The organism is Shewanella insulae, assembly GCF_009831655.1.
GTDB lineage: Bacteria > Pseudomonadota > Gammaproteobacteria > Enterobacterales > Shewanellaceae > Shewanella > Shewanella insulae.
Map to the genome: position 1 here is coordinate 134,422 of NZ_WRPA01000008.1, position 12,816 is coordinate 147,237.

Below are 12,816 nucleotides of genomic sequence, written 5' to 3' on the forward strand. Positions count from 1 at the left end.
TCGTTGAAGCTCGGTAAGATTAGAACTTCACTTCACCTTCTAGGAACCACTCACGACCACGTGCGTTGTATACTGAACGCTGGTAGTGAGGCCATGAAGTTGCTGTTGGGTCGAAGTTTGGACCTGCATCGAACAGGTTAACTACGCCCGCTTTCACCTTGATTGCATCTGTGATGTTGTAGCCAGCAGTCAGGTTCCACTTAGTCTGTGATGCTACTTCGTGTGCACTTTCGTCGAAGTCTTCGCCACCAGATGCTTTGAATGACTTGTACTGCATACCGTGCATACGCGCAGTATGGTAAGCACCTAAGGTCGCTTCGAAGTCATCGATGTACCAACCCAATACTAGGTTAGCGCGGTACTGTGGCAGACCACCGTTATCGATATCATCTTCAACTGGATCCGTTGGAGCTAGTTGATATTCAGACAACAGGATGTAAGTACCGTTGAAGTTAAGCTTCAGGTCACCCATGTTGTCCATATCCCAAGTGTAACCAGCAGTGATATCTAAACCACGTACTTTCTGGAATGCCAGGTTCTGCGCAACGGCGTTCACGTGAGTGATGGTGCCTTCTGCATCACGAGTCAGCATGTTTTCATACTGTTCGTACTCACGAGCGGCCTTGCTAGCGCTGATGTCGCTAACCATGTCATCCAGTTTCCACTCCCAAAGGTCGAACGACGCGTTGAGTGAATCACCGCCCCATACTGCACCAATGTTAGCCGTGTAACCGGTTTCGGCTTCCAGATCTTTGTTGGCACCGGTAGTGCTGTCGATGTGAAGCTCGTTACAGATCTCGTTGATACGTGGATCAGCATTTGGCTCACTTGGTGTGCCACCCAGCGCTTGACACTGTTTGAAGTCGATAACAGTTGCGAAGCCCTTAGTCGCATCGCCATATACGCGGTGCATGTCTGGCGCACGGAATACTGAGCTGATAGAACCACGAACCAATAGCTCGTTCAGTGGACGGTATTCTACAGTCAGCTGTGGAGACAGGTTGCCACCGAAATCTTCGTAGCGGTCATAACGAAGTGCCGCATCAACGGTCAATACATCAAGTACTGGTAGGCTGATTTCGGCATAGGTTGCCCAGTAAGAACGCTCACCGGCACCCGAAGAACCACCTGTGGTCAGGATGGCACCTTTCTTAGATTCCGAGTCAGTGTTTGTTTCATAGTCTTGCTCTGTGTACTCGGCACCAAATGCAAACTGTGCATCGCCAGCTGGCATCTCGAACGCCATACCAGAGATGTTAGCCTGAACGTTTTTCTGTGTTGATTGCGCACGCTCAAATGGAGAGTAGGCTACAGATTCAACGTCTTCTGCAGTCATGTTCTTCAGCAGAGAGTTACCGTTTTCACCCGCTGTGATGTAGTCGAACATGCCACCAACGGTTGCGTAACCGCTGCGGAATACGTCTACATTGGTACGGCCGTAGTTAACTGAAGCATCCCAGCTGTACTCATCAGCCAGTGTGCCTTCAAGACCTGCGGTGAAGAAGTAGTTACGTGTCTTGGTCTCGCCAGCGCGGTTACCAAACTCGTGTAGACGACGTACATAGTAGTACTCACCATCGGTCGCATTGGCGAAGTCGCCACCTAGGGCTGTAGCCTTGTTGGTGAAGGTCTTGCTGAGGTCACCAGCAGATACAGTGACATTGCTACCATCGACTGTAACATCGTAGTCATTGATTGCCATTGGCTCGATGTTAGTGGTTGATTTTGCTTCGGCAAAGTCAAGACGACCAACCAGGCTAATGTTATCAGACAGCTCATAGTTGAAGTTAGTCGAGCTGATGAAGCGAGAGTTAGCAGGCTGTAGATCGCGCCACTCTGAACGGTCGAAACCACAGATGCTACGAGCAGCGTCCCAGAAGAAGCCGCCAGCGGTACACTCTTCAGCTGTTAAAACGCGAGCGCCTGAGCCATTACCTGCGATGCGAGCACCGTATGAACTGTACTGTGAATAAGGGCTGTAAGGCACTTTGTCAGTGTGCAGACCGAAGTTTTCACGATCCGTTGCCTTAAGCTGTTGGTTGTCGGTAAATTCGATGAAAGTCGAGACGTTACCGCGATCAGATGAGGCACCTAAAGAAAGCGCGATACGGTCGCTTCCGCCGCCACCGTTAGTGGTATCACCGTGACGGTACTTAAGTGCAACACCTTCGAAGTCTTTCTTCAGGATAATGTTGATCACACCACCTACGGCATCGGCACCATAGATTGCTGAACCACCAGACTGCAGTACTTCGATACGTTGTACTGCTTCCATTGGTAGGTTTGCGGTATCAACGAAGTTATCGGTGCCACCAGACGGCTTAGGGTACTGGTTTAGACGCTTGCCATTGATCAGTGTCAGTGTACGGTTTGCCCCCGCACCACGTAGGCTGATAGAAGAGGCGGCAGGTGTGAAACCATGAACCGATTGAGTTGTCATCGCACTCGTGGTTGAAGTAAGACTTTCTAACGCGTCTTGAATGTTAGTGAAGCCCTGCTTAGCCATGTCTTCTGCGCTCATGACGGTAACAGGTGTAGCCGTTTCCATATCGGTACGTTTAATACGTGAACCTGTTACTTGAATACGTTCTACGCTGTCTTCGTCTGCTGCATAAACGGCTGGTGCGCTTAATGCTGCCGTAGCGGCACCACTAATTAATGCGAAACGGACAGCTTTAGCCAATATAGAATTAGGCTGCATTGTGTTTCTCCCTGAGACTTATTTTAATTTTTGATTTACACACTTATAGGTTGATCGCTTTATATTCGATCTAAGTGTCGATCTTTATTTAGTAAAAACTTTTCAAATATTTACTTATATTGATAAATCTTTACCTCGTGCTCGATATAATCATAGAGAGATAACAACTGCAACATGGCAGCTACAGCCGATACGCTTGCTTAAGTATTTGGTGTTTTATCCTTTTATTAACAATTAATGCACAACTAATGGTGTTGCTTGGTGGTATTTTGAGCTGTTTATTTCAAATCGCTTTCAGTTGTTATACATTTGGGTTGATTGTGTTTATTTTGTTGTTTTATATGGGTACCTTTGTTTTCGCGCTATTTCTAAAAATGATTTGAATTGTTTTTTAGTTGTGTTGTTTGTTATTTGAAAAAAATACAAAAAATATGAAAAATATTGTGGAAATGATTTGTTTGTGACCAAAATCACTTTTGATTTAACCTGGCTCTATGTTGTCTAATTGTTAATTTGCCTGGCGTTTACACCAAATATCTAATACAAAGGTGTGGTGTTTTATAAATTCATGCTCTGTTATTGGCCAGTTTTAACTCTTACATATTAAGTTAGAGTATCTCGTTTGTTATATCTGTGTTGCATCAACTTGATGTGAAGCGTTTAAAATCGCAATGTCGAAGGTGAACTGGAAATGCTTGGCGGCTTGGTTGATCTGTGACTATTGGTTGGCAAGCTGCCTATCTCCTTAAGCAGAGACTTATTCCTTTCCCCTTAGCGTGCTTAAGGCATCTGTACATGAGCAGTGGCATTCAATTGAGGGAAAAGCGCAGGCTACATAGCTGAGTAGCCTGCAGAGAGACAGGTATTCGCAGGTTTAAGGGGCGTTATATGTAGCGGTTTGGTTTAGGGCTTGCGACGACAGCGCAGCAGGGTATGTCCTAAGCCTATGTCATCAATATCCTCATCCACATAGAGTCCTGCCGATGAGATGAGTTTAAGCAGGTCTTTGGAGTGATACATACGGCTATTACCGTTGGCCATGGCGGTGAAGTAGAGCGAGGTGGCATTGACGCAATAGGCGCCTGCTTCACAAGGTTGCCTGTCCCAGAAGGTCTCTAAGATACAGAGTTCGCTATGAGGTGCCATGTTGGCGGCGGCCAGTTTTAGAATGGTCAGTATCTGATCCTGGGAGAAACAATCTAAGAACTGACTCATCCAGTAAAGGTCACCCCCCTCATAGAAAGGCGTATCAGTCTTTAATAGGTCGCATTCGAAGCCATGGATACGTTCACTCAAACCATTGGCTCTGGCATTTTCCATGGCTACCTCGAGTTGACCGGGTAGATCCATAATGGTGACCTGTACATCGGCATCGTAGCGGGTACAGGCGAGCGCCCATTTTCCCGTGTTGCCGCCGATATCCACCAGCGTTTTCGGCTCGGCCTTAAAGATCAGTGGCAGCACAGTGCCAAAGGCGTGATCCGAATAGAAGTGATCGAACTCGAACCAGCTCTGCTTGGCAGCCGGTGGCAGCTGGCTTAAACCGGGATAGATGGTTTGCCAATCGCCAAACACCTTAAGTCCACTGGCTTCGCCACTCTCCAACGCCTTGTCGAGTTCGAACATCCCTTGATAACAAACGTCATGATTGAAGTTCAGGTTGACTCTGGACATCTCATCGTGAAGCAAGAAGTGACCTATCTTGTCCAGATGATAGCCTTGGCTATCTTGCCAGACGAGCCCCATACTGAGCGCCATATCTAGCAGGACGCCGACGCCATAGTCTGAAATCTGTCCTTGGTTGGTTAGCTGCGCTCGGCTCACCCCTGGTTCAGCTTCAATTTGAGCCAGTAGATCGAACTTCAGCAGACAACGGGCAACTTGAAAGGTTATAGGGGCAAAAGCGATTTTTTGTGCTTCAAATTTGGCATCAAATGCCGAGATCTGTTTCGGCGATTGGTAAAAGTCCATCCGAGTCCTGGAGCTGGTGTGATTGAAATGCCTGTCACTTTAGCCCGATCCCACACTGAGAACATCAAGTCTGTGTCGAATTATCGACTTGGCTCGCGAAAACAACCAAAGGCTAGCTGAAAATATCTAGGATACAAGGCGTTAATAACTGTCTTGGGGCTTGCGTCGATAAGACTCCACATTAGGTCGCGAGCGAGTCAGGTGTTAACATGGCCTGAGTGCAGTAGCCGATGGCCTGGATCGAAAAGGATAGATAAATGCAGCAACCTCTTAGTTACGTTGGACGTATCACCCACAGGGCCGATGGCGAGGCGCGACGTGTGGCTATCTTAGAGGCAACCCTAAGGCTGATAGTTAAAGAGGGGGTGCGTGGGGTTCGTCATCGCGCCGTAGCCACAGAGGCGCAGGTACCGCTTGCCTCGACAACCTATTACTTTAAAGATATCAAAGATCTGATCAGCGATGCCTTAACTTATTTTGCCGAGAAGACCCTGTGGATGAACAATACGCTCGAGCAGAAGAGTTTCCAGCTGCTCGAGATGCTAGAGGCTGACAGCGAGTTAATCGTCCCGGACAAGGTGGCGGCTCACCTGACAGATTTTCTCTGCGAGCATATTCAGACCCAGGTGAATCACAGAGACGATCGCATTCTAGAGGTGGCGTTTCATGAAGAGGCGCTGCGTAACCCAGCGCTCGCCGAGGCGATTCAGCTACTGGACAATGGTTTTATTCAGACTATCGAGCAGTTTTTCGTGGCCTTAGGCTCAAATACGGCCAATGCCGACGCCCATCAACTCTTAGGGCTCATTCGTTGGGTGGAGTATCAGAGTGTAATAAGCGGTGAGCTGGACAGCGACTTTTTGCAACAGACGGTTGGTGCCTGTATCGACAAGATCCTACGCGTCATAAAATAAGCCCCGATAGCTAGCAAAAACTATCGGGGGCTTGAGTCAGTTAACGCGCCGGATGAGGGCGAGTCTTACTGTACGTTTTCCGCGTCGCCAAATTGCCCTTGGAAGAGCACAGAAGATAGGTAACGCTCTGCTGCTGATGGCAGTATCACTACAATATTCTTGCCTTCAAACTCTGGCAGCTCGGCGATACGATTTGCCGCAACAACTGCCGCACCCGAAGAGATCCCCACCAGGATACCTTCCTCTTTCATCAGGCGCTGGGCCATCTCGATCGATTCTTCGTTGGTCACGGCTTCTACGCGGTCGACCACTTCGAGATCCAGGTTACCCGGGATAAAGCCTGCGCCGATACCTTGGATCTTATGTGGACCTGGCTGTACGGGTTGACCGGCAAGGGTCTGGCCAATGACAGGAGAGTCTGCAGGTTCAACGGCTACCGAGGTGATCGCCTTGCCCTGGGTCTGCTTGATGTAACGGCTCACACCTGTAATGGTGCCGCCTGTGCCCACACCGGCAACAACCACATCGACTTCACCGTCTGTGTCGTTCCAGATCTCAGGACCTGTGGTCTTCTCGTGGATCTCTGGGTTTGCTGGATTATCGAATTGACCCAAGATCAGGTATTTTTCTGGCGCAGATTGACGCAGCTCTTCTGCCTTATCGATGGCGCCCTTCATGCCCTTGGCACCCTCGGTCAGCACAAGATTTGCTCCCAAAGCCTTAAGTAGCTTGCGACGCTCGAGGCTCATGGTATTCGGCATGGTCAGGGTTAACTTATAACCACGGGCCGCCGCGACATAGGCCAGTGCGATACCTGTGTTGCCGGAAGTCGGTTCGATGAGTTCTTTGTCTTTAGTGAGCAAGCCCTTCTTTTCGGCGTCCCAAATCATATTCGCGCCGATACGACACTTTACACTAAAGCTAGGGTTACGAGCCTCAACCTTGGCGAGCACATTTCCCTTGCTGACGCGATTTAGACGAACAAGAGGTGTATTACCTATGGTATATGAATTGTCTTCGAAAATTTTACTCATGGATTACTTGCTCCTTTATGTATACAGCTAAATCATAGTGTGGTTTGGACGCATTAGAAATGATAGTTTCATCTTCGTTATTCTTTTCTGTTATAAAAGCTGTCACTTATATCATAATTACATCGCTAAGGGGGCTGGTCTAATGGGGATCCTATTGATAACTTAGCAAAATGTATCAAACCCGCTAGCAAAAATAATCAGAATAATTCGCAGGGAGCAGATGTGTGAGCAGCATTAACGATAGGATAGGGGACTCGGTGAATGTGCCGAGCACAGAGCATCAATCTGCGAACCCTAAATCATCTGAAAAAACGCAGGAATCTAAGAGCCAATCGGCTAATACCAAAGGCTCAAAGATCAAAGAGCCTAAAACGAAAGGCTCTAAGACTAAAGATCCCAAAACAATGGTCACTCCCTTTGCCTTTCATGTGGCGCCAGAGCTGCTCTATACCCCGCTGGCTTCACCGCTTAAGCGTGGCCTGGCTATGTTGATCGATGGTTTACTGATTAGCGTGCTGGCGGAGCAGGCCGGCGCACTGTTCATTCTTCTCGTCGGTTTAACCCTGGTGATTGAGCGTCGTAGCCATCAATTGGGCAAGGCGCTGAAATGGGGGCTCTATCTCGCCATGCTCTTGATGACTATCTGGGTCACCAGCGACAACATCATCTCTTACGGCGAAGCGGATAAAGACAGGGAGGGGGATAAATTGGCGCAGACCACAAATCAGCAAGCTGAGTCCCTGAATGCACTGAAGGTCATGCCGCAGATCTTAGCCCTTAGCCTGTGTGAGGAGGCAAGCTGCGCCGAAGAGAAGTTAACTAAGCTGCTTGGTGCGCTGGACAGCTTAAAGGTAAGCGATAAGGAGAAGGTGACGCTGGCATCTCAGTTGATCGACGAGCTGTCTCTGCCGAGCCAGGAAAAACAAGTACTGATGCAGCGCTTAAACCAGGCCTATCCCAATGTCTACGCTGTGAAGCAAGGCAGGGTAAAGCAAGACGCACTGAAGCCAGACGCACTGAAGCAAGAAACGGTGGAGCAAGAGGTGGGCGAGACAAGCCCGGCGCTTAAGGCGTCGCTCAATGAGGGTGAAGCCGCGCTGGATCAGCAAGTGAGCAAGGTTGCCGAGCCAGGTCAGCAAGGCACAAGCGATGAGCCCGCAGCATTAGTCATTGACCCGGATGATTTAGATGAGGAGGAAGATGAGCCTTCGCCCTACAGCCTACTCGAGTGGGCCAAAGGCATACTGAACGATCTGGGGCTGGGCTTTGGCTGGGCCGCCTTCTACTTTACCATCTTTACCGCCTGGTTCGATGGCCAGACGCTGGGTAAGAAACTGCTCAACATTCGTGTGGTGCCGCTGGACGCATCATCTATCTCGCTGTGGGATGCCTTTGGACGATATGGCGGCTATGGCGCCGGTTTCGCCACAGGTCTACTCGGGTTCCTGCAGATATATTGGGATGCCAATCGTCAGGCGATTCAAGATAAGATCTCCGAGACAGTGGTGATCGACCTCTCTAAACCCAGAGAACTGCCCAAAGAGATGCCCAAAGAACTGCCTAGTGAGGAACCCGCCAAGGGCATTGTATAGCTAGCGGTTTAGATAACGCCTTAAGCGAGGCCTTACTCAAAAATCCTAATTGAGGCCGGTGATGGTTGGTGTCGCTCTATGGAGAGTTCTGGCACTTGAGTCGAGCTAAGCCATTAAAAAGGCCTGCAGATGCAGGCCTTTGTTATTTTGGTTATTCCTATTTAGTCATTCCGATTTAGGCATTCCCTTTAAAGCATTGTCGCTCAATACTATTCCGGCGCAATCTGCCCGTTGCGATAGGCACCACGGTATTTGTCGACCCACATGGAGGTGGCGCCACAGATGGCGACCGGCATCACGATGAAGTTGATGATGGGGATCATCGAAAACAGGGTGACGGCGGCGCCGAAGCTAAAGCTGCTGCCCTTGGTCTGATTAAGGGCAAATTTCATGTCATTAAAGGGCACCTTGTGGTTATCGAAGGGATAGTCACAGTACTGAATTGCCATCATCCAGGCACTAAACAAAAACCAGAGCACAGGTGCGGCGGTCTGGCCGATAAAAGGCACCCAGAAGAGGATGAGAAACAGTATGGCTCTGGGCAGATAATATTTAAGTTTTATCCACTCGCGCCCCAGGATACGCGGCAGATCTTTAATCGAATCTATGGTGCCACCGGTATTAAGGTCTTTGCCTGTGAGGTACTGCTCAACCTTTTCTGCCAGCAGACCGTTGAAGGGGGCGGCGATCCAGTTCATTACCGAGCTGAAGATAAAGGAGAGCACCACCAACAGGGTCAGCACCGCCAGCGGCCAGAGCAGGAAGTTCAGCCAGCTCAGGTACTCGGGTAGTTGACCATTGATCCATTGAAACACCTGCTCCAGCTGGCCGATGGCGATATAGATCACCGCCGCAAACAGCACCAGGTTGACGCTCAGGGGGATGAAGACGAAGCGTCTCAGGCCCGGCTGTTTGATCAGCCGAAAGCCGTCGAGAAAATAGTTCACGCCACTCTTAGCGGGTTTGCTTGCTTTTTGATTCATAGTCTTATCTGAATATCCTTATGTCTTGCTTAACGCCGATTGTGTGTCAGCCCTGTTGTAAAAACAAGGGTGAAATCACGCCGCTTAACAGAAAAAACGTTACAAAATGCGGCACGCTTTGATAAAGTGGCTAGCAATAATAACAGCGAAACCAAGCGCGCCTCCAATAGACGACCAAACTGGCACAATGAGACTCACACAGATAAAACTTGCTGGATTTAAGTCGTTTGTCGATGTTACTAAAATCCCTTTTAACCAACCGCTTACGGCCATCATCGGCCCCAATGGCTGTGGCAAGTCCAATGTTATCGATGCGGTGCGCTGGGTGTTGGGCGAAAGCTCAGCCAAACATCTGCGCGGCGACTCCATGGCCGACGTGATCTTTAACGGCTCTTCGGCAAGGCGTCCGGTTTCTGTGGCCAGTGTCGAGCTTAGTTTCGACAATCAGCAGGGGCGTCTGGGTGGTCAGTATGCCAGCTATCAGTCGATCGCAGTCAAACGCCAGGTAAGCCGGGACGGTGAATCCAGTTACTTCCTTAATGGACAGAAGTGTCGTCGTAAGGACATTACCGATCTCTTTATGGGTACGGGCCTAGGTCCGCGCAGCTACGCCATCATCGAACAGGGCACCATCTCCCGCCTCATCGAGTCCAAGCCTCAGGAGCTAAGAGTCTTCATCGAAGAGGCGGCCGGGATCTCACGTTACAAGGAGCGGCGCCGTGAGACGGAAAACCGTATCCGCCATACCCGCGAGAACCTCGAACGCTTAGGGGATATCCGTCAGGAGTTAGGTCGCCAGATCGACAAGCTGGCCGAACAGGCCGAGGCTGCGCGTCAATATCGGGCGCTGAAACAGACAGAGCGGGATCAACAGGCCCAGCTCGAGGTGGCCAAATACCTGGAGCTGAGCGCACAGTCAGACAAGTTATCCCAGGAGATAGAGACCAAGACGCTGACTCAGAGTGAGGGCGACGCGGGGCGCGAAGCCCTTTCGCGCACCCTGACCGAGCTCAAACTCAAACTCGATGAGCTGGAGCGCCAGGAGCAGCAACAGGTCGAGGCCTTCTATCTTAATGGCAATCAGATCGCCAAGCTCGAACAGGAGGTCAAGCATCGTCAGCAGCAAGATGCGCACCTCAAGCAGCGTATCAAGCAGGATGAAGAGAAGCTGGCACTGCTACAGGCTCAGGAGCAGGCGCTCATAGTCGCGCGCGGCGATCTCGATGAACGTCAGGACGATGCCCGGGAGGCGCATCAGGCCTTGCAATTGCAGATTGAGCTACTCGATGAGCAGCTCGGTGAGGTCGAGCTATCCCTGGAGCAGGCTCAGGAAACCGAGAGTCAGGCCAAGCAGGCGGTTAACCAGTGTCAGCTGCGCCTCGAACTCACCAAGGGGGAGCTCAAGCATAAGCAGAGCGCCCTGACTCAGCTTAAGTCGCAACACCAGAGCGCGTCGCGTCAGCTTGAGCAATTATCCCATCAGGATGAAACCGCCAATCTTGCGCTGCAAAACGCCCAGTGTGAACGGCTCGTTCAGCGAGGCGATGAGCTTACTCGTGAGCTCGAACAGGGTGCAGGCAATCAGTCTCAGCTACAGGAGCAGGCACGCCAGACTCAGGCGCAGGTCGATGCCTTGTCGCAGTCTCTGGCCGAGGAGCGGGGACGCCTGACGGTGGTCAAGCGTATCTTGCCCCAGGAAGATGGGCTTGAGGGGCGCGCCCTCTGGCAGGCCATTCAGGTCACACCTGGGTGGGAAGCGGCGGTCGATCTGCTGCTCGACGGTTTGCTCACCCAGAACGTGAATGACAAGCACAGCGAAGACGAAGTAGATAACGAGAGCGGCTTTGAGTTAAGCCAGTCTCAGCAATGGACCGGGCTCAGTAGCGAGGTCAACCTGTCGCCCTGGCTGTCCAGGCTTACTTGGGTCGATAGTCTGACTCAGGCTAAAACCATGCTGGATTCTCTGGAAGATGACGAGCGCATAGTTACCGCCGATGGTTACATAGTCGGAAATGGCTTTGTGCTGAAAAAGGCCGAACAGGGGAGTCAGCTGGTGCAGCTCAAGGCCGAACAGCAGGCGCTGGAGCTTAGCATAGGGGCCAGCGTCGAGGCGATCGATGAGCGCAAGGCAGTACTTGCCGAGGTGAATCAGGCCCTAGATGAGCAGCGTCAGGCGATGACAAAGCTGAATACCAGTTTGCAGGGGGCTCAGCTTGAGCGTGAACGCCTGATGGCCCAGGCCCAGGCGACTCAGGAGCGTATCGCCCAGCAAGGTGAGCAGCAAACCAGACTCAGGGCCTTGCTCGATGAGCAAACTGGCGAGCTAGAAGCCGTAGAGCAGAGCATTGCCGAGCTGACAAGTCGCCGCGAGCAGGATGAGGGGCAGTTGGTTGACCTTAAGCGCGTCGCCGATAGCCAGGTGGCTAGCCTTGCCGATCGCCGTGCTCAGCATAAGGCCCTTGGCCGAGATCGTCAGGCACTGACGCAACAGTCCCAGCAGCTGCTGCAGTCGCTGCAGGCGATAAATACAGAGCAGGCGCTTAGTCGCCAGCAGGGGGAGCAGCTCGAGCGGCAGATGAGTGAGCTGCGCCAAGAGCTGAGTCAGTTGCAGCAGCAACTCGAGGGGCAGGATAAGCTAGATGGTAAGCTGCAAGCCGATGCCATGGCGGCCCAGCTCAATGATGCCCTTACGCGTCAGGGGGAGGCGCAGGCGGCCCTAGATGCCCTGCGTCTGCAGCAGGCCGAGCTGCAAAATCGAGCAGACGAGATTGGCACCAAGCAAAAACAACAGCTTGGCAAGTTAGAGCACTTGACTCAAGCCATCAGCGCGTTAAAGTTACGTCGCGAAGGGATAAAAGGTCAAATTGACAGTCAGTTAGCACAGCTCAAGAGCCATGAGGTGGATGTTACTGAGGTGCAGGCATCGCTGGATCTGAGTGTAAGTCTGAGTCAGCGGCAGAAGGCGCTGGAGCGCACCCGGGCGCAGATTGAACACCTCGGTGCGATTAACCTCGCCGCCATCGAAGAGTTCGAGCAGCAGAGTCAACGTAAGGCTTATCTCGACAGTCAGGATGCGGATCTAGCCAAGGCGCTAGGCAGCCTGGAAGAGGCGATCCGCAAGATCGACCGGGAAACCAAGACCCGATTTAAGGAGACCTTCGATAAGGTCAACCAAGATCTTGGGGTGCTGTTTCCTAAGGTGTTCGGCGGCGGCAGTGCCTATCTGGCGCTTACCGACGATGATTTGCTGGAGACCGGCGTGACCATCATGGCCAGACCGCCGGGGAAAAAGAATAGTACGATTCACCTGCTTTCGGGTGGAGAAAAAGCATTAACCGCTTTATCATTGGTATTTGCGATTTTCAGGCTGAATCCGGCGCCGTTTTGCATGCTGGATGAGGTCGATGCACCACTCGATGATGCCAATGTCGACAGATTCTGCCGACTGGTGAAAGAGATGTCTCAGAGCGTGCAATTTGTTTATATTAGTCACAATAAGATCACCATGGAATTGGCCGATCAACTAATAGGTGTCACTATGCATGAGCCAGGGGTTTCACGCATAGTTGCCGTCGATATCGATGAGGCGGTGGCTTTAGCCGACGCAGTATAATTTTGGGA

General features: G+C 51.2%; 7 protein-coding genes. 3 read left to right on the forward strand and 4 right to left on the reverse strand.

What is annotated here, in order from left to right:
- Positions 1 to 19 precede the first annotated feature (19 nt).
- Both GNT65_RS10610 and GNT65_RS10615 read right to left on the reverse strand, forming a co-directional pair.
- Entirely contained in the window at positions 20 to 2,701 is a 2,682-nt protein-coding gene (locus GNT65_RS10610) for a TonB-dependent receptor (protein WP_160796010.1), read from the reverse strand.
- A gap of 903 nt (positions 2,702 to 3,604) precedes the next feature.
- Positions 3,605 to 4,672: a methyltransferase gene (locus GNT65_RS10615; RefSeq protein ID WP_160796012.1), complete on the reverse strand. Its 1,068-nt coding sequence runs from the start codon at positions 4,670 to 4,672 to the stop codon at positions 3,605 to 3,607.
- A gap of 257 nt (positions 4,673 to 4,929) precedes the next feature.
- Here GNT65_RS10615 and GNT65_RS10620 point away from each other — a divergent pair, with 257 nt between their 5' ends.
- Positions 4,930 to 5,586: a TetR/AcrR family transcriptional regulator gene (locus GNT65_RS10620; RefSeq protein WP_160796014.1), complete on the forward strand. Its 657-nt coding sequence runs from the start codon at positions 4,930 to 4,932 to the stop codon at positions 5,584 to 5,586.
- A 65-nt stretch (positions 5,587 to 5,651) separates the two neighbouring features.
- Here the strand turns inward: GNT65_RS10620 and cysK are convergent, their stop codons facing one another.
- Positions 5,652 to 6,620, reverse strand: a complete 969-nt coding sequence (gene cysK, locus GNT65_RS10625) for a cysteine synthase A (RefSeq protein WP_160796016.1) — start codon at positions 6,618 to 6,620, stop codon at positions 5,652 to 5,654.
- Between the two features lie 404 nt (positions 6,621 to 7,024).
- Between cysK and GNT65_RS10630 the strand changes: the two genes are divergently transcribed.
- Positions 7,025 to 8,212, forward strand: a complete 1,188-nt coding sequence (locus GNT65_RS10630) for an RDD family protein (RefSeq protein ID WP_181006243.1) — start codon at positions 7,025 to 7,027, stop codon at positions 8,210 to 8,212.
- Positions 8,213 to 8,421: 209 nt separating this feature from the next.
- Here the strand turns inward: GNT65_RS10630 and cysZ are convergent, their stop codons facing one another.
- Positions 8,422 to 9,195, reverse strand: a complete 774-nt coding sequence (gene cysZ / locus GNT65_RS10635; RefSeq protein ID WP_160796018.1) for a sulfate transporter CysZ — start codon at positions 9,193 to 9,195, stop codon at positions 8,422 to 8,424.
- Between the two features lie 187 nt (positions 9,196 to 9,382).
- Between cysZ and smc the strand changes: the two genes are divergently transcribed.
- Complete coding sequence (gene smc / locus GNT65_RS10640) at positions 9,383 to 12,808, forward strand: chromosome segregation protein SMC (protein WP_160796020.1); 3,426 nt, start codon at positions 9,383 to 9,385, stop codon at positions 12,806 to 12,808.
- The last annotated feature ends 8 nt before the right edge of the window (positions 12,809 to 12,816 follow it).

Excerpts from the sequence above, each read along its gene's own strand:
- GNT65_RS10615 (WP_160796012.1), bottom strand. The coding sequence starts at position 4,672 with ATGGACTTTTACCAATCGCCGAAACAGATCTCGGCATTTGATGCCAAA.
- cysK (WP_160796016.1), bottom strand. The coding sequence starts at position 6,620 with ATGAGTAAAATTTTCGAAGACAATTCATATACCATAGGTAATACACCT.
- GNT65_RS10630 (WP_181006243.1), top strand. The coding sequence starts at position 7,025 with ATGGTCACTCCCTTTGCCTTTCATGTGGCGCCAGAGCTGCTCTATACC.
- cysZ (WP_160796018.1), bottom strand. The coding sequence starts at position 9,195 with ATGAATCAAAAAGCAAGCAAACCCGCTAAGAGTGGCGTGAACTATTTT.
- GNT65_RS10610 (WP_160796010.1), bottom strand. The coding sequence starts at position 2,701 with ATGCAGCCTAATTCTATATTGGCTAAAGCTGTCCGTTTCGCATTAATT.
- smc (WP_160796020.1), top strand. The coding sequence starts at position 9,383 with ATGAGACTCACACAGATAAAACTTGCTGGATTTAAGTCGTTTGTCGAT.
- GNT65_RS10620 (WP_160796014.1), top strand. The coding sequence starts at position 4,930 with ATGCAGCAACCTCTTAGTTACGTTGGACGTATCACCCACAGGGCCGAT.